Source organism: Hymenobacter edaphi (genome assembly GCF_003258365.1).
Lineage (GTDB): Bacteria > Bacteroidota > Bacteroidia > Cytophagales > Hymenobacteraceae > Solirubrum > Solirubrum edaphi.
Genome location: NZ_QHKM01000003.1, coordinates 451,804 through 468,468, shown reverse-complemented (window position 1 = coordinate 468,468; position 16,665 = coordinate 451,804). Strand labels below are relative to the sequence as shown.

The 16,665-nt window shown below is 64.9% G+C and carries 13 protein-coding genes; 6 read left to right on the top strand and 7 right to left on the bottom strand.

Annotation, left to right across the window (positions count from 1 at the left end; all coding sequences use genetic code 11):
- Nucleotides 1–108: 108 nt before the first annotated feature.
- The 6 genes from DLM85_RS12425 to DLM85_RS12400 form a co-directional block, all read right to left on the bottom strand.
- A complete protein-coding gene (locus DLM85_RS12425; protein ID WP_111478421.1) occupies nucleotides 109–1,017 on the bottom strand; it encodes a cbb3-type cytochrome c oxidase N-terminal domain-containing protein in 909 nt (302 codons plus the stop codon).
- Nucleotides 1,011–1,214, bottom strand: a complete 204-nt coding sequence (locus tag DLM85_RS12420) for a hypothetical protein (protein ID WP_111478420.1) — start codon at nucleotides 1,212–1,214, stop codon at nucleotides 1,011–1,013. Before DLM85_RS12420 ends, DLM85_RS12425 begins: the two co-directional genes overlap by 7 nt.
- A gap of 144 nt (nucleotides 1,215–1,358) precedes the next feature.
- A complete protein-coding gene (gene ccoN, locus DLM85_RS12415; protein ID WP_111478419.1) occupies nucleotides 1,359–3,551 on the bottom strand; it encodes a cytochrome-c oxidase, cbb3-type subunit I in 2,193 nt (730 codons plus the stop codon).
- Between the two features lie 324 nt (nucleotides 3,552–3,875).
- Nucleotides 3,876–4,310 (bottom strand): DoxX family protein, encoded by a 435-nt coding sequence (locus DLM85_RS12410; protein WP_111478418.1) that lies wholly within the window; start codon nucleotides 4,308–4,310, stop codon nucleotides 3,876–3,878.
- A gap of 120 nt (nucleotides 4,311–4,430) precedes the next feature.
- Complete coding sequence (gene ccoS, locus DLM85_RS12405; RefSeq protein WP_111478417.1) at nucleotides 4,431–4,592, bottom strand: cbb3-type cytochrome oxidase assembly protein CcoS; 162 nt, start codon at nucleotides 4,590–4,592, stop codon at nucleotides 4,431–4,433.
- 13 nt (nucleotides 4,593–4,605) lie between these two features.
- The gene (locus DLM85_RS12400) at nucleotides 4,606–7,128 is read right to left on the bottom strand and encodes a heavy metal translocating P-type ATPase (RefSeq protein WP_111478416.1); all 2,523 of its coding nucleotides are present in this window, start codon (nucleotides 7,126–7,128) and stop codon (nucleotides 4,606–4,608) included.
- A gap of 201 nt (nucleotides 7,129–7,329) precedes the next feature.
- On the opposite strand from DLM85_RS12400, the gene DLM85_RS12395 reads away from it, so the two are divergent.
- The 6 genes from DLM85_RS12395 (at nucleotide 7,330) to DLM85_RS12370 (ending at nucleotide 15,264) form a co-directional block, all read left to right on the top strand.
- On the top strand, nucleotides 7,330–7,821 hold the full coding sequence (locus tag DLM85_RS12395; RefSeq protein ID WP_207891018.1) for a hypothetical protein: 492 nt from the start codon (nucleotides 7,330–7,332) through the stop codon (nucleotides 7,819–7,821).
- 35 nt (nucleotides 7,822–7,856) lie between these two features.
- Nucleotides 7,857–8,255, top strand: coding sequence for a group III truncated hemoglobin (locus DLM85_RS12390; RefSeq protein WP_111478415.1), 399 nt, complete (start codon nucleotides 7,857–7,859; stop codon nucleotides 8,253–8,255).
- 429 nt (nucleotides 8,256–8,684) lie between these two features.
- The gene (locus DLM85_RS12385) at nucleotides 8,685–10,334 is read left to right on the top strand and encodes a glycoside hydrolase family 43 protein (RefSeq protein ID WP_424321694.1); all 1,650 of its coding nucleotides are present in this window, start codon (nucleotides 8,685–8,687) and stop codon (nucleotides 10,332–10,334) included.
- A 93-nt stretch (nucleotides 10,335–10,427) separates the two neighbouring features.
- Nucleotides 10,428–11,936, top strand: a complete 1,509-nt coding sequence (locus DLM85_RS12380) for a xylulokinase (protein ID WP_111478413.1) — start codon at nucleotides 10,428–10,430, stop codon at nucleotides 11,934–11,936.
- Between the two features lie 197 nt (nucleotides 11,937–12,133).
- Nucleotides 12,134–13,462 (top strand): xylose isomerase, encoded by a 1,329-nt coding sequence (xylA, locus tag DLM85_RS12375; protein ID WP_111478412.1) that lies wholly within the window; start codon nucleotides 12,134–12,136, stop codon nucleotides 13,460–13,462.
- A gap of 104 nt (nucleotides 13,463–13,566) precedes the next feature.
- Nucleotides 13,567–15,264, top strand: a complete 1,698-nt coding sequence (locus DLM85_RS12370; RefSeq protein WP_111478411.1) for a sodium/sugar symporter — start codon at nucleotides 13,567–13,569, stop codon at nucleotides 15,262–15,264.
- Between the two features lie 237 nt (nucleotides 15,265–15,501).
- On the opposite strand, the gene DLM85_RS12365 is transcribed toward DLM85_RS12370, so the two are convergent.
- Nucleotides 15,502–16,530, bottom strand: a complete 1,029-nt coding sequence (locus DLM85_RS12365) for a LacI family DNA-binding transcriptional regulator (RefSeq protein ID WP_111478410.1) — start codon at nucleotides 16,528–16,530, stop codon at nucleotides 15,502–15,504.
- Between the last annotated feature and the right edge of the window lie 135 nt (nucleotides 16,531–16,665).

Genomic DNA, 16,665 nt, shown 5'->3' with positions numbered 1-16,665 from the left:
TGAGAGCAGCGTTCGGGCGCACGGCGAGGGGAAGGAGGTGCCGCCGCGGGCTGTTGTTTATTTCGTCATGCTTCGGCGGGGCTCAGCATGACGTTCAACATTTCCAGTTCACAGCTTGGCCACGGGTTTGCCGACGGCTTCCTTCTCGCCCTGCGGCGCCTTGGCGCCTGCCGGCTTCGAGCCCTGCAGGGTGAGGATATAGGAGGCCACCTGCAGCATCTGTTTCGAAGACAGCTTGCCCTTCCAGGCCACCATGCCCTTGCCCTGCACGCCGTACTTCACGGTGTGGTACACTTTGTTCACGTCGCCGCCGTGCAGCCAGTATTCATCGGTCAGGTTCGGGCCGACTTTGCCTTCGGCGCTCTGCCCGTGGCAGGCGGCGCAGTTCTGGGCGAAGATGGTTTTGCCCGCATCGATGTCGGCCGCGGCGGTCAGGCGCTGGTAGTCGGTGGGCTTGTTGGGGTCGTCGTTGGCGCCGAGCTGGGCCGAGAGCAGGGCCGCTTCGGCCATTTCGTGCTGGTACTCGGCCTGGCTCAGCTGGCCGTCCTGCGTCACGTGGAAGTGCACGAAATACACGACACCAAACACGATGGTGAGGTAGAAGCCGTACTTCCACCAGGGCGGCAGGTCGTTGTCGTACTCGGTAATGCCGTCGTAGTCGTGCCCGGCCATGACGTCCTCCTGGTACTTGCCGGTCAGCCCCACCGGGTCGCCCAAAAACAGGCCCAGGGCCCGGCCGTACCACGCTTCGCGGATGCTGGGCAGGGCGTAGACCTGGCGCAGCAGCGGGCGCATCTGCCAGAGCAGCGCAAAGAGCATCAGCAGCACGAAGATGATGAGGCCGGTCAGCCCGCCCATCAGCCAGAGCATGGCCGTGAGGTCGGCGCCGGTATCGGCGGCTGGTTTAGCGGCGTCGGCAGCCGGGGCGGCGGGGGCCGCGTCCTGGGCCCGGGCGGCGGTGCTCAGCAGGGCGCTCAGGGCCAGCAGCGCGCCGAGGGGTAGCTTACGCGTTAGCACAGCGCACCTCCTTTCGTTTGGGCCGGCGCGGCGGGCTCGTCGCCCTGCAGCGGCAGCTGCTTCATGGCCTGGATGTGCTGGCGGCTGACGATGCACACGTACACCAGCAGAGCCAGGAAGAAGAGAAAGAAAATGGCGAAGGAGATGAGCGGGTAGATTTCGATGCCCGCAATGCCCTCCAGAACGTTCTTGTACATGGTCGGTGACGTTGATTGCTGTAGCGCGGGCCTGAGCCCGCGTCCGGCCGGGCGGTTGTCGCAGCACGACCAGAGCCCGAACGATTAGGATTACTATCTGCCGGACGCGGGCTAAAGCCCGCGCTACCCCGTGCGTTGTCGGCTTTATTCAGTGGCGGCCACGGCGGCCTGTTCGTCCTTCACTTTGATGTCGGTGCCGAGGCGCTGCAGGTAGGCAATCAGGGCCACGATTTCCTTGTCCGATTTCACCTGGATATCCTCTTTGGCGAGGTCGGCCACGATGCCGGCGGCCTGCTTCCGGGCTTCCTGCACGGCCACTTGCTCGAAGCCCGCGGGGTAGGGCGTGCCGAGCTTGCGCAGGGCGCTGATTTTGGCGGGCGTGTCGGCGTAGTCGAGGTCGTTTTCCAGCAGCCAGGGATAGGGCGGCATGATGGAGCCGGGCGACATGCTGGTGGGGTCCAGCATGTGGTTGTAGTGCCAGGAGTGCGGGTATTTCTGGCCCACGCGGTGCAAATCGGGCCCGGTGCGCTTGGAGCCCCAGAGGAAGGGCCGGTCGTACACAAACTCGCCGGCTTTGCTGTACTCGCCGTAGCGCTCGGTTTCGGAGCGGAAGGGGCGCACCATCTGGGTGTGGCAGTTCACGCAGCCCTCGCGGATGTACAGGTCGCGGCCTTCCAGCTCCAGCGAGGTATAGGGCTTCACCGCGGCAATGGTGGGCACGTTCGACTTGATCATGAAGGTCGGCACCATTTCCACCGCGCCACCGATGAGGATGGCCACGGTGGCGCCGATGCTCAGCTGCACGGGGCGGCGCTCAATCCAGCGGTGCCAGTGCCCGCCCGCGTGGCTGTGCGCGTGGTCGATAACCACGGGGGCGTGGAATTTCTCGTTGGCCAGCAGGGTACCGGTTTTGGCGGTCTGCCAGAGGTTGTAGACCATCAGGAACACCCCGCTCAGGTAGAGCACCCCGCCGATGCCGCGCAGGTAGTACATCGGCACAATCTGCATCACCGTTTCCAGGAAGTTGGCGTACTGCAGCAGGCCTTCCTCGTTGAACTGCTTCCACATCAGGCCCTGCGTAAAGCCGGCCCAGTACATGGGCAGGGCGTAGAACAGGATGCCCAGGGTGCCCAGCCAGAAGTGCACGTTCTGCAGCTTGCGCGAGTGAATCGGGGTCTGGTAGAGGCGCGGCCACAGCCAGTAGAGCACGGCGAAGGTCAAAAAGCCGTTCCAGCCCAGGGCCCCCACGTGCACGTGGGCCACAATCCAGTCGGTGAAGTGCGCAATGGCGTTGACGTTCTTCAGGCTCAGCATCGGGCCCTCGAAAGTGGCCATGCCGTAGGCCGTAATGGCCACCACCATAAACTTCAGGATGGGCTCCTGCCGCACCTTGTCCCAGGCGCCGCGCAGGGTGAGCAGGCCGTTGATCATGCCGCCCCAGCTGGGCGCGATGAGCATGATGGAGAAAACCACGCCCAGGCTCTGGGCCCAGTCGGGCAGGGCGGTGTAGAGCAGGTGGTGCGGGCCGGCCCAGATGTAGATGAAAATCAGGGACCAGAAGTGAATGATGCTCAGCCGGTACGAGTACACCGGGCGCTCCGCCGCCTTGGGCAGGAAGTAGTACATCAGCCCCAGGTAGGGCGTGGTCAGGAAGAAGGCCACCGCGTTGTGGCCGTACCACCACTGCACCAGCGCGTCCTGCACCCCGGCGTAGAGCGAGTAGCTTTTCAGGAAACTCACCGGAATGGCCATCGAGTTGACGATGTGCAGCACAGCCACCGTCAGGAAGGTGGCAATGTAAAACCAGATGCCCACGTACAGGTGCTTTTCCTTGCGGCGGGCAATGGTGCCGAACATGTTCCAGCCGAACACCACCCAGACGAGCGTAATGGCAATGTCGATGGGCCACTCCAGCTCGGCGTACTCCTTGGAGGTAGTGAAGCCCAGCGGCAGGGTGGCCACGGCCGACACGATGATGAGCTGCCAGCCCCAGAAGTGGATTTTGCTGAGCACGTCCGAGAACATGCGCGTCTTGCACAGGCGCTGCAGCGAGTAGTACACCCCGGTGAAGATGCCGTTGCCGACGAAGGCGAAGATGACGGCGTTGGTGTGCAGCGGGCGGATGCGGCCGAAGGTGGTATAGGGCATGCCCATGTTCAGCTCGGGCCGGGCCAGCTGAAACGCGGCAATGACGCCGATAAGCATGCCGGCAATGCCCCAGAACACGGTAGCAACGCCGAAGTCCCGGACGATTTTGTTGTCGTAAAATGATGCGAGAACGGCCTTGGCAAGAGGTTTTTCCTCCCCCGGCAGTTTCGCTGGAGCCAGCACAGCCATAGCGCGAAACGGGTTGTTTTGAAGTAGGACAAAACTCCGAATCGGGCCGGCGGCAAAAGATGACGAACGTCAGGCCAACGGGCTGATTGATGTCAGGCGCCGGGCTGGTGGAACAGTTAGCTAGCGTCGGAAAACAACGTCATCCTGAGCAACGCGAAGGACCTTCCTCCCACCCCGCACTGCCGCGGCCTACGAAGTGCCGACGCTTTTTCGATAATGCAGAAGCGCAGCCACCATGCCCGGACGAAAGGGCGTTGGTGGCTGCGCTTATCAGTTGGTGCGGGATGCGAGGAAGGTCCTTCGGCTACGCCTCAGGATGACGTTCTAATGTTTCTTCTGCTGGCGGCTCTGCCACAGCGCCTTCAGCGCGCCGGTGCTCCACAGGGCCCAGGCCACCAGCACCGGTTGGAAGAACAGCCGCGCCAGGCGCTTCTCGTCGGTATCAAGGCCAAAGGCGTCAATGTGGTGAGTGTACTGGTGCACATTGCCAGGGAATACCGCCACGTAGAACGCGCCCAGTCCCAGGCCCAGCAGGGCCCGCTCCCGCTTCCAGAGCAGCAGCGCGAGCCCCATCCCGATTTCGGCCACGCCCGAGAGCAGCACGGTGGTATCCTTGTCGAGCGGCACGAAATCGGGTACCTGGGCCTGGAACTCGCGCCGGGCGAAGGTGAGGTGACCGGTGCCGGCCGTGAGCATGAAAGTGCCTAGGATATTGCGAGCGGCGTCCTGCAGAGTGGTGGTTTTGGTCTGGTGTTGCATAAAGGTCGGGCGCGGGCATTGGCCCCGCTGCCTCTTGCGTACGACCAGCCCGGCAAAAGGGTAACACCGGGTCCTGACTAGCCCAGAGTTTAAACCCTGGGCTATCGATAACGACGCCCGCTACGGTGCCGGTTTTTCCTCCTGGGGGTCGTCGAACAGCATCCGCACGGCGGGCGTGTAGGTGTCGTCGTACTGATTGCTGCGCACGGCCCACACGAAGGCCAGCAGGAAAAGTACCGCCACGCATAGCGAGATGGTGATGAGGGCGAAGATGATTTCCATGATTCAGCGAAGGTTAGAGCCGGCGGCGGCGGGCGGCCAGCCGCACCAGCAAGGTGGCAAATACCATCACGCTCAGGGAGCTGATGGGCATCAGAATGGCCGACACGATGGGCGTGAACCGGCCCTGCACCGCGAGGCCCAGGCCCAGGCCGTTGTAGATGAACGACAGCACGAAGGTGGCCAGCACCACCTGCAGGCAATCCTGGGTGAAGCGCAGGAAGCTGCCGAACCGCCCGAAGCTGCCGGCGTCGAGAATGGCGTCGCAGGCGGGCGAGAAGTTGGTGAGCGTGTCGGTGAGGGCAATGCCGGCGTCGGCCTGCTGCAGGGCGCCCGCGTCGTTGAGCCCGTCGCCCACCATCACCACGGTTTCGCCCCGGGCCTTGAGGGCGGCCACGTAGTCGAGCTTCTGCTGGGGCGTCTGGCGGAAGCGCAGCTCGGCCTCGGGCCCGAACAGCTCGCGCAGGCGGTCCTGCTCGGAGTCGTTGTCGCCGCTGAGTACGGCCAGGCGGTAGCGGCGGCCGAGGTCGGCCAGCACCGGGCCCAGCTCCCGGCGGTACACGTTGCGGAACCGGTAGCAGCCGTGCAGGTCGCCCGCGAGGCTCACGTACACCCGGGACTGCAGATTGTCGGTGGTATCGGCGGCAGGATCATTGATTTCCGGTTCGCCAGCTGATTGCTCTATCGATTGCCCAAGGTTTGACCCCTGGGCTGGCGAGGCGGCATTGGCTGGAGCCGTCGGTACTGCACCCGCCCCCACGAAAGCGGCCGAGCCGACCTTCACCATCATGCCCTCGACCACGCCGCGCAAACCCTGGCCGGGCACTTCCACAAAATCAGTGACGGATAGCACGCTGGCGGGCAGCTCCTGCAGCAGCCGCTGACTGAGCGGGTGCGTGCTCTGGGCCGCTACGGCCGCCACGGCCTGCTGCTCCTGCGCGCTCAGCACCGGGCCGCGGTATTCCACGGCCGAGCGCTGCACGTCGGTAAGCGTGCCGGTTTTGTCGAACACGATGGTGGTGGCGCGGCCCAGGGTTTCGGCTACGGCGGCGTTTTTCAGGAAGAAGCGGTGCCGGCCGAACACCGTGAGGGCGCTGCCCAGGGCAAAGGGCGTGGCCAGGGACAGGGCGCAGGGACAGGCAATGACCAGCACCGACGTAAAGGCCCGCCACATCATCTGCTCATCCCGCGGGTACCAGTACAGGATGGCGCCGGCCGCAATCAGCAGGGTGGCGGCCACGAAGTAGCGGCCCACCCGGTTGGCGTAGGTTTCCAGGGTCGGCTGGTCGGCTTTCCGGAAGGCGGGGTTGTTCCAGAGCTGGGTGAGGTAGCCTTGCGACACCTCGCGCACCACTTCCAGCTCCACGGCCTCCCCCACCTGCCGGCCGCCGGCGTACACCACCTCGCCCGCCACCTTGGCCACCGGCACCGATTCCCCGGTCACGAAGGCGTAGTCGATCTGCCCGCGGCCGCGCATGAGCATGGCGTCGGCCGGAATGACTTCCTGGTTGCGCACCCGGATGCGCTGGCCCACCCGCAGCTCCTTCACCGACACCGACTTTTCGCCTTCCGCGGTCAGCAGCGTCACGGCCACCGGGAAGTAGGAGGTGAAGTCGCGGTCGAAGCGCAGCGCGTCGTAGCTGCGCTGCTGCACCCACTGGCCGATGAGCATGAAAAACACCAGCCCGGTAAACGAGTCGAAGTAGCCGGGGCCGTGCTGGGTGAGCACCTCGTAGCTGCTCACGGCAAAGAGCGAAGTCAGGCCGAGGCAGATGGGAAAATCGAGGTTGATGTAGCGCTGGCGCAGGCCGGCCCAGGCCGAGCGGTAAAAGCCCTGGGCGGCGTAGAGCAGCACCGGCAGGGCCAGCACCAAACTCAGGTAGCCGAAAAAGCGGCCGAACGCGTGGGCCAGCTCGTCGGTGAACGAGAGGTAGTCGGGGAAGGCCAGCAGCATCACGTTGCCGAAGCAGAAGCCCGCCAGCCCGAGCTGGTAGTAGAGGCGGCGGCTGCCGTGGTGGGGCTGAGCACCCAGCTCGGCCAGGCTGATCTGCGGCTCGTAGCCCAGGCTGGCCAGCAGCGTCACCACGGCCTTGAGCGAGGTATCGGCGGGCCGGTAGCTCAGGCTGATTTCCTTGCGCAGAAAGTTCACCCGCGCCTCCGTCACGCCCGCGTCGAGCTGGTAAAGGTGCTCCAGCAGGTAGATGCAGGAGGCGCAGTGCATCTGCGGCAGGTGCAGGGTGAGGCGGGCCAGCTCGGCGGAGCGGAAGCTCAGCAGCTGGGCCTGCACCGAGTCGGCGTCGAGGTAGTCGAAGCGGCCGGGCAGCTCCACGGGCTTGATTTTCTGGCCGGGGCGCTCCTCCCCGAGGGCGTAGTACTGGCAGAGGTTGTTGGCGTCGAGCAGCTCGTACACGGCCTTGCAGCCCGCGCAGCAGAACGCCAGCTCGGGCTGGGCCGGCAGCCGCAGGGGCTCGTCGGGGCAGTCGTCGCCGCAGTGGGCGCAGCCGGTGGCGGTACGGATGGGTGCGGCGGTGGTGTTCACGCGAAGGAGTTGACTGCCAGGGCAGATGCTGGTAGTCCGGCAAAGTTCCCCGCCCGGCCGCGCCGAAAAGCTGACGAACGTCAGCCGCCCGGGCTGATCCTCGTCAGCGCCGGGGCCCCGAACCCGGCCGCACCTTTGGGCCGTTGTTCCGGGGCCCGGCCGGCGCTGCTCCCGGCCGGGTCCGTTAGTTTCGCCGCCGTTATGCGCTTTTCCACCCTTTCCCTGCTGCTGGTGCTGGTCCTGTTCCTCTGGGCGGGCCTGATGGCCGGCATTTCCTTTCTCGAAGCCCCGTTGAAGTTCACCGCCCCGCGCATCACCGTGCCGCTGGGCGTGGGCATCGGGCGCATCGTGTTCCACGCCCTGAACAAGGTGGAGCTGGCCCTGAGCGTGGCCGCCCTGCTCTGCGCCGGGTTGCTGGGCGTGCCGGCGCGCATCTGGCAGGTGCTGCTGGTGGCCGTGCTCGTGCTGCTGGCCCAGACGCTCTGGCTGCTGCCCGCCCTCGACGTGCGCGCCGCAGCCCTGCTGGCTGGTCAGCCGCAGCCGCCCAATTCCCAGCACGTAACCTACATCGTGCTGGAAATCACGAAATTTACCACGCTGCTCACCGCCGGGGTGCTGGCCTTCCGCTGGAGCCTGCGCATGGCCCGGCGCCGGGAGTCGCACCGCTACGGGCAGCGGCACCAAAGCGCCTGAGCCGCTGTTCGTCCATTTGATTTCCCCCGCTTTCCATGCCTACTCCCGCCTCCACCCTGCCCGACATCAGCACCGAAGCCGACATTCAGGCCCTGGTCGACCGGTTCTACGACAAGGTCAACCAGGACGCGCTGCTCGGGCCCGTGTTCAACGACGTAGCCGCCGTGCACTGGCCCGCCCACCTGCCCACCATGTACGATTTCTGGAGCAGCATCCTGCTGGGCACTGCCCGCTACAAGGGCCGGCCCTTCCCCAAGCACCTGGTGCTGCCGATTGAGAAACCGCATTTCCAGCGCTGGCTGGAGCTGTTTTACCAGACCGTGCAGGAAAATTTCGCCGGGCCCAAGGCGGAAGAAGCCAAGGTGAAGGCGCTGAACATTGCCACCATGTTTGAGTACCGCATGCGGCCCAAATCCTCGCTGTCGATTCTTTAGAGTATACCGCCCGCCGGCCTGAGCCGCCGGGTCCGGACCAGCACTGCACTGGCCCGGACCCGGCGGTTTTGTTTTGCAGCGCTAGTCGGGCCCGGCCCCTACCTTGCAGCCGTCCATTTACCTGGAACCACCGATGACCTACGGTAGAAGCATAGCATAATCACGACCGATTTCGCTTTTTATTTATTGGTTTACGGAAACGATACCGGTATTATTTCTCAACCGTCTCAACGCCATAAAAACCGTTAAATGAGCATAAAACCGCCCAAACCATCCGACACAGCCAGCAACGCTTCTAGTTTTCGGTATCGTTTCCGAATAGCACTAATTCAGAATTTCCTCTTACCTTTCCGGGGCTTCGCTGCTACGTTTCTGCCCGCCCGTTCCCACCCCATGCGCTTCGCTTTCCGGCTTCGTGCTTTCTGCCCGGTGCCAGCTTTGCCTCCCTCTCTCTACTGGCTGGCGCTGCTGACCATCGTCGGCTTTGCGCGTCCCCACGCCGTGCCGGCGCAAAGCCCGGTGTCGAAGGTGTGGGTGCCCGATTTGGGCGACGGGCGCTACAAGAACCCGGTGCTCTACGCCGACTACTCCGACCCCGACGCCATTCGCGTGGGCGACGATTTTTACCTGACGTCGTCGAGCTTCAACGCGGTGCCGGGCCTGCAGATTCTGCACTCCAAAGACCTGGTCAACTGGTCGTTGATCGGGGCAGTGTTCAACGAGCAGCCGCCGCTGGCGCGCTACGCCGTGCCGCAGCACGGCAACGGCGTGTGGGCTCCGGCCCTGCGCTACCACAACAAGGAGTTCTACATCTACTACCCCGACCCCGACCTGGGCATTTTCGTCACCAAGGCGAAGAACCCAGCCGGGCCGTGGTCGGCGCCGGTGTGCATCAAGGAAGCCAAGGGCTGGATTGACCCCTGCCCGCTCTGGGACGCGGACGGCCGGGCCTACCTCGTGCACGGCTTCGCCGGCTCGCGGGCGGGCATCAAAACCATCCTGGCCGTGTCGCCGATGGCGCCCGACGGGCTCCGCCTGATTGGTCCCGACGCGCTGGTGTTCGACGGGCACCAGGGCCACCCCACGCTGGAAGGGCCGAAGTTCTACAAGCGCAACGGCTACTACTACATCTTCGCCCCGGCCGGCGGCGTGCCCACCGGCTGGCAGCTGGTGCTGCGCGCCAAAAACGTGTACGGCCCCTACGAGGAGCGCATCGTGATGGACCAGGGCAAGACTACCGTCAACGGCCCGCACCAGGGCGCCTGGGTGGATACCGACGCGGGCGAAGACTGGTTTCTGCACTTCCAGGACCAGTACGCCTACGGCCGCGTGGTGCACCTGCAGCCGATGCAGTGGAAAAACGACTGGCCCGTCATCGGCGAAGACCCCGACGGGGACGGCAAAGGCCAGCCGGTGCTGGCTTACCGCAAGCCCAAGATTAAGGGCAAGTCGCAGCCGCTGGCCACGCCCCCGACTTCCGACGAGTTCAGCGCCAACCAGCTGGGCCTGCAGTGGCAGTGGCACGCTAACCCGCAGGACTACTGGGCGTTTCTGAACGGGCCGCAGGGCTACCTGCGCCTCTACGCCATGCCCCTGGCCGAAGGCTACAAAAACCTCTGGCAGCAGCCCAACCTGCTCTTGCAGAAGCTGCCCGCCGAGACGTTCACCGTCACCACCAAGCTGCGCTTCGACTCCCGCCTGGAAGGCGAAAAAGTGGGGCTGGTGATGATGGGACTGGATTACGCTTACCTCAGCCTGACCAACCAAGGGGGCAAGCTGCAGCTCAGCCAGAGCACGTGCAAGGACGCCGACAAGGGCTCGGCCGAAACCACCATGCCCGCCGTGCCGCTATCCGTCGCTCAGGCCCAACAGCCCATCTACCTGCGCGTGGCGGTGAAGGCGGGCGCGCTGTGCCAGTTCAGCTACAGCTTCGACGGGCAGACTTTTCAGCCGCTCGGGCAGGAGTTCAAGGCCCGGGAAGGCAAGTGGATCGGCGCCAAAGTCGGCCTGTTCTGCACCCGCCCCGGCAAGTTCAACGACAGCGGCAACGCCGACATCGACTGGTTTAGAATCGAGTAAGAAAGTTGGTAGGTGTCAGTTGCGAGTTGTCAGTACAGGCAACCTGAACAACCTGACAACTGCCAACCAGCACCTGACAACTCCCTCATTCCCATGCTTCTCCTAGGAATTGACATTGGCACCTCGTCGGTGAAAGTGGCGGTGGTGGACGCGGCCACCCAGCAGTGCCTGGCCGCGGTGAGCTACCCCGATACGGAGCGCGAAATCCTCGCGCGGCAGCCGGGCTGGGCCGAGCAGCAGCCCCTGCAGTGGTGGCAGGACGCCAAGCAGGCCATCTTGCTGGCCCACGCCACCCAGCGCTACAATCCGCAGGACATCGGCGCCATCGGCATTGCCTACCAGATGCACGGCCTGGTGCTGGTGGACGAGCACCACCACGTGCTGCGCGACGCCATCATCTGGTGCGACTCGCGGGCCGTGCCCTACGGCGAAGCGGCCTTCGAGGCCATCGGGCCGGAGCGCTGCCGCACCCACCTGCTGAACTCGCCCGGCAACTTCACCGCCGCCAAGCTGGCCTGGGTGAAGGAGCACGAGCCCGAAGCGTACCAGCGCATCGATAAGGTGCTGCTGCCCGGCGACTTTCTGGCCCTGCAGCTCACCGGCGAAGCCACCACCAGCATTTCGGCCCTGTCGGAAGGCATTTTCTGGGACTTCGCCGCGCACCAGCTTTCCGAGGACGTGTTCCGCTTCTTCGGCTTCGACGAGGCGCTGATTCCGCCGGTGCAGCCGGTGTTTGCCGAGCACGGCCGCCTGCGCGCCTCGGTGGCTGAGGAGTTGGACCTCGCGGTGGGCATCCCCGTCACCTACAAAGCCGGCGACCAGCCCAACAACGCCCTCTCGCTGAACGTGCTGCGCCCCGGCGAAGTGGCGGCCACGGCGGGTACTTCGGGCGTGATTTACGCCGTGACGGACCAGCTGTTCGTGGATCAACTCTCGCGCGTCAACCCCTTTGCCCACGTCAACCACTCGGCCGAGGAAGTGCGGCTGGGCGTGCTGCTGTGCATCAACGGGGCGGGCAGCATGAACCGCTGGGTGAAGCAGGCCGTGGGCCGGGAGCTGAGCTACCCCGAAGTCAACCAGCGCGCGGCCCAGGTGCCGGCCGGCTCGGAGGGGCTGCTGTGTTTGCCCTTCGGCAACGGCGTGGAGCGCATGCTGGCCAACGAGCCGGTGGGCGCCCACTTCCTGCACCTCGACCTGAACGTGCACACCGCCAGCCACCTGCTGCGCGCCGCCCAGGAAGGCGTGGCCTTTGCCTTCCGCTACGGCCTGGATCTGATGCGCGAAAACGGCCTGCACCCCACCGTCGTCAAGGCCGGCAAGACCAACATGTTCCTCAGCGAGGTCTTCGCCCAGGCCTTCGTCAACGCCACCGGCCTGGCGGTGGAGCTGTACCCGACCGACGGCGCCGTGGGCGCGGCCCTGGGCGCGGGCATCGGCGCGGGCACCTTCGCCACGCCCGAGGAGGCTTTCCACAACGTGCAGCGCCTGCAGCTCATCGAGCCCAACGACGAGGCCGCGGTGTACGAGCAGACCTATCAACGCTGGAAAGCCGAGCTGCTGGCCCGCCTGCCGCAACCCGAAGCGGCCCTGACTAAAATGTAGAGCGAAGGGCCGGCCGAAGCCCCAGAACGTCACGTCGAGCTTGCCGCTGCATCTCGCGGGTTGACTCCGGGAATAACCCGATGAATGGAATTACGATCCAGCGAAATGTCTCGGTCCTCGCGACATGCACGGCCTAACGGCACCAAAGCCTGCCCTGCGGCCCCCGACCACAAAATCTCAACTCACTTCCTACGCATATGAGCACCGTTCTCGACCAAAAGACCCTTTTCAGCGCCATTCCGACCATCAAGTTCGAAGGCCTGGAGTCCGACAACCCGCTGGCGTTCCGCTGGTACGACGAAAGCCGCGTGGTGGCGGGCAAGCCCATGAAGGAGTGGCTGCGCTTCGCCGGCGCCTACTGGCACTCCTTCAACGGCTCCGGCGCCGACCCCTTCGGCGAGCCGACCCACCTGTTTCCCTGGGACGCGGCGGGCGACGCCATCACGCGCGCCAAGGCCAAGATGGACGCCGCCTTCGAGTTTCTGACCAAGCTGGGCCTGCCCTACTACTGCTTCCACGATGTGGACGTGGTGGACTACACCAACGACGTGGCCGACAACGAGCGGCGCCTGCAGACGATGACGGAATATGCCCGGCAGAAGCAGCAGGAAACCGGCCTGAAGCTGCTCTGGGGCACCGCGAACCTCTTCTCGCACCGCCGCTACATGAACGGCGCGGCCACCAACCCCGACTTCCACGTGCTGGCCCACGGCGCGGCCCAGGTGAAAGCGGCCATCGACGCGACCATCGCGCTGGGCGGCGAGAACTACGTGTTCTGGGGCGGCCGCGAAGGCTACATGACCCTGCTCAACACCAACATGCAGCGCGAGCAGGAGAACTTTGCCCGCTTCCTGCACACGTGCAAGGACTACGCCCGCCGCAACGGCTTCCGGGGCACGTTCTTCATCGAGCCCAAGCCGATGGAGCCCACCAAGCACCAGTACGACTACGACGCGGCCACCGTCATCGGCTTCCTGCGCCAGTACGATTTGCTGGGGGACTTCAAGCTGAACCTGGAAGTCAACCACGCCACGCTGGCCGGCCACACCTTCCAGCACGAGCTGCAGGTGGCCGCCGACGCCGGGATGCTGGGCAGCATCGACGCCAACCGCGGCGACTACCAGAACGGCTGGGACACCGACCAGTTCCCGAACGACATCTACGAGCTGACGGAATCCATGCTGGTCATCCTGGAAGCCGGCGGGCTGCAGGGCGGCGGCATCAACTTCGACGCCAAGATCCGGCGCAACTCCACCGACGTGCAGGACTTGTTCCACGCCCACATCGGCGGCATGGACCTCTTCGCCCGCGCCCTCATCACGGCCGACAACGTGCTGCAGAAGTCGGACTACCGGCAGATCCGCCAGCAGCGCTACGCCTCGTTTGACGAGGGTGCCGGCGCCGCTTTCCGCCGCGGCGAGCTGACGCTGGAGCAGCTGCGCGACTACGCCGCCGAGCACGGCGAGCCGCAGATCATCAGCGGCCGGCAGGAGTACCTGGAGAACCTGATCAACCGCTACATCTAAGCGCAAAAATCCCGCTTGCCGCCGAGAATTCCGCCCCTACAGGATGGTACTCTCGGCGGCAATGCTGATTTTTACCGCCATTGCCTACCTCCACGCTTCTGCCAGTGCATCAACTTTCCTCTCTCGACTACGTCGTCTTTTTCGTCTACTTCCTCATCGTTGCCGGCTACGGCATCTGGGTGTACCGCCGCAAGACCGGCCACGACGGCACCGCCGATGGCGACTCCAAGGACTACTTTCTGGCGGAAGGCTCGCTCACGTGGTGGGCCATCGGCTCCTCGCTGATTGCCTCCAACATCTCGGCCGAGCAGTTCGTGGGCATGTCGGGCTCGGGCTTCGCCATCGGCCTGGCCATTTCCACCTACGAGTGGATGGCGGCCCTGACGCTGGTCATCGTGGCTACGTTCTTCATCCCGGTGTATTTGAAGAACCACATCTTCACGATGCCGCAGTTTCTGAGCCAGCGCTACAACGGCACGGTGGCCATGATCATGGCTATTTTCTGGCTGGCGCTGTACGTGGTGGTGAACCTGACCTCGATTCTCTACCTCGGCGCCATTGCCGTGAGCAGCATCTCGGGCCTGAACCTGCAGCTGTGCATGATTGCCCTGGCCGTTTTCGCGGTTATCATTACCCTGGGCGGCATGAAGGTTATCGGCTTCACCGACGTGATTCAGGTGTTTTTCCTGATTCTGGGCGGCCTGGCTACCACCTACCTGGCCCTGAACATGGTGGCCGAGCACTACGGGCAGTCGGGCGTGCTGGCGGGCTTCTCGCAGATGACCAAGCTGGCCGACGACCACTTCCACATGATCCTGAAGCGCGACGACTCGCACTACCTCGACCTGCCCGGCCTGACGGTGCTGCTCGGCGGTATGTGGATCGTGAACCTGAACTACTGGGGCTGCAACCAGTACATCACCCAGCGCGCCCTCGGCGCCGACCTGCCCACCGCCCGCAACGGCATCCTGTTCGCCGCGTTCCTGAAGCTGCTGATGCCCGTCATCGTGGTGCTGCCGGGTATCGCGGCTTACGTGCTTTACAAGGAAGGCGTGTTCGGCCCGGCCGAGTTCATGCAGGACGGCGAGCTGAACCCCGACCGCGCCTACCCGGTGCTGCTGAACATCCTGCCGGTGGGCCTGAAAGGCCTGTCCTTCGCCGCCCTCACGGCCGCCGTGGTAGCCTCGCTGGCCGGCAAGGCCAACTCCATTGCCACCATTTTCACCCTCGACATCTACAAGAAAGTCATCAACACCGGGGCTTCGGAGAAGAAGCTGGTATCGGTGGGCAAGATTTCGGTGGTGGTGGCCATGGTGCTGGGCGTGCTCATCGCCCCGTTCCTGGGCATCGACAAGAAGGGCGGCTTCCAGTTCATTCAGGAGTACACCGGCTTCGTGTCGCCGGGCATCTTCGCCATGTTCATCCTGGGCTTCTTCTGGAAGAAAACCACTTCCTCGGCGGCCCTGTTCGCCACTATCGGCGGCTTCGCGGCCTCGGTGTTCCTGAAGTTCCTGCCCCGCTTCCTGGACCTCTCCTTCCTGGCGCCCATCGGCTTCGCGGCCCCCAGCACCGACCCCAAGGAAAACGGCATGTACGTGATTCCCTTCCTCGACCGCATGGGCATCGTGTTCGTGTTCTGCGTGGTGGCCATGGTCATCATCAGCCTCATCGAAACCAGCCGCGGCGTGCAGCCCAAGGGCCTGGAGGTCGACGCCTCGATGTTCCGCCCGCACCGCAGCTTCGCCATCGGCTCGGCCGTGGTCATTGCCCTGCTGACGGTGCTCTACACGGTGTACTGGTAGGCCTGCGGCCCGCTTCGGCGCTGTCGATAACGGCGCCGGCTCGTCCTCTAAGCAGGACGGGCCGGCGCCGTTTTTTGTGCGTTCCTGTAGCAGATTCCGGAACGGAGCATCAGCCTGCAGAGACGCGCATAGAACTTTACCTCGAAGCGAAAAGCAAACGCCAGGCTCCTCCGCAGGCTGAGTGATACGAATTGCCTTTGCGGAGGAAGTGGGGGGTAAGGCGTACGGCGGGCGCCGCTACCGCAACGACGAATCCCGTACGATAAGCTGGGGCTTGAGCACGATGCGCTGGCCGGTGAAAAACTCCGTGCGCTTGAGCAGCTGCAAAAACAGCTGCACGGCCGCCTTGCCCATCAGCTCCCCGCGCTGGTCCACCGACGTCAGCTGGGGCCGCACCATCGTCGTGAAGGGCTCGTTGCTGAAGCCGGCCAGGGCCACGTCCTGGGGCACGCGCAGGCCGCGCGTTTCCAGCAGCTGCAGGGCCCCGCCGGCCGGAAAATCGTAGGCCGAAAATACCGCATCGGGGCGCACCGGGCCGTCGAGCAGGGCCTGCATGGCCGCGGCGCCGGCCGCGGTCGAGGAGTCGCGCAGGCGCACCACCAGCCGCTCGTCGTAGCGCAGGCCGTGGGCCTGCAGGGCGTCGCGGTAGGCGCGGTGGCGGTCGGCGGTGGTGTTGATGGTGTCGGGCCCGGCGAAGTGCGCAATGCGCTGAAAGCCCTGCCGGATCAGGTGTTCCACCAGCTGGTAGGCGCCGCGGTAATCGTCCACCACCACGCCGCAGGCGTTGGGCAGCGCCGTGGGCATGCGGTCGAAAAACACCAGCGGAGTGGCTTGGTGGCGCACTTTCTCGAAGTGCTCGAAGTGGCTGGTCGTGTTCGACATCGACACCAGTACCCCGTCGACCTGGGCCTTGAGCAGGGCCTCCACGTGCTTGCGCTCCTGGGCCTCGTCCTCGTTCGACTGGCAGATGAGCACGTTGAAGCCCGCCTGGCTGGCCACCTCCTCGATGCCGTGCACCACGGCCGGGAAAAACGCCCCGTTGATGTGCGGCACAATGACGCCCAGCGTGTTGCTGCGCCCGCGGCGCAGGGCGGCGGCCAGGCTGTTGGGGCGGTAGCCGAGCCGGTCGGCCAGGGTCCAGACCTGCGCCTTGGTGGCCTCGCTCACGTCCGGAGCGTTGTTCAGGGCCCGCGAAATGGTCGAAATCGACAGCCCCAGCTCGGCGGCCAGGTCGGCAATGGAAAGGCGCTTGTTTGCTTTGGCCATGCCAGAAGTGCGGGGTAAGCGGGGGCGGCGGTAAGGAAAGATGGTGCGGGCAGCGGCCCGTTGCCCGCGTGGTGCCGGGCTCAGCCCCGGGTGGCGCCGCGCGGGCCGGGGCCCTGCTGCAAGCTACTCAACTTT

Bases quoted from the DNA above. Each gene is read 5' to 3' on its own strand.
- DLM85_RS12420 (WP_111478420.1), bottom strand. From the start codon at position 1,214: ATGTACAAGAACGTTCTGGAGGGCATTGCGGGCATCGAAATCTACCCG.
- ccoN (WP_111478419.1), bottom strand. From the start codon at position 3,551: ATGGCTGTGCTGGCTCCAGCGAAACTGCCGGGGGAGGAAAAACCTCTT.
- DLM85_RS12410 (WP_111478418.1), bottom strand. From the start codon at position 4,310: ATGCAACACCAGACCAAAACCACCACTCTGCAGGACGCCGCTCGCAAT.
- ccoS (WP_111478417.1), bottom strand. From the start codon at position 4,592: ATGGAAATCATCTTCGCCCTCATCACCATCTCGCTATGCGTGGCGGTA.
- DLM85_RS12395 (WP_207891018.1), top strand. From the start codon at position 7,330: ATGCGCTTTTCCACCCTTTCCCTGCTGCTGGTGCTGGTCCTGTTCCTC.
- DLM85_RS12390 (WP_111478415.1), top strand. From the start codon at position 7,857: ATGCCTACTCCCGCCTCCACCCTGCCCGACATCAGCACCGAAGCCGAC.
- DLM85_RS12380 (WP_111478413.1), top strand. From the start codon at position 10,428: ATGCTTCTCCTAGGAATTGACATTGGCACCTCGTCGGTGAAAGTGGCG.
- xylA (WP_111478412.1), top strand. From the start codon at position 12,134: ATGAGCACCGTTCTCGACCAAAAGACCCTTTTCAGCGCCATTCCGACC.
- DLM85_RS12365 (WP_111478410.1), bottom strand. From the start codon at position 16,530: ATGGCCAAAGCAAACAAGCGCCTTTCCATTGCCGACCTGGCCGCCGAG.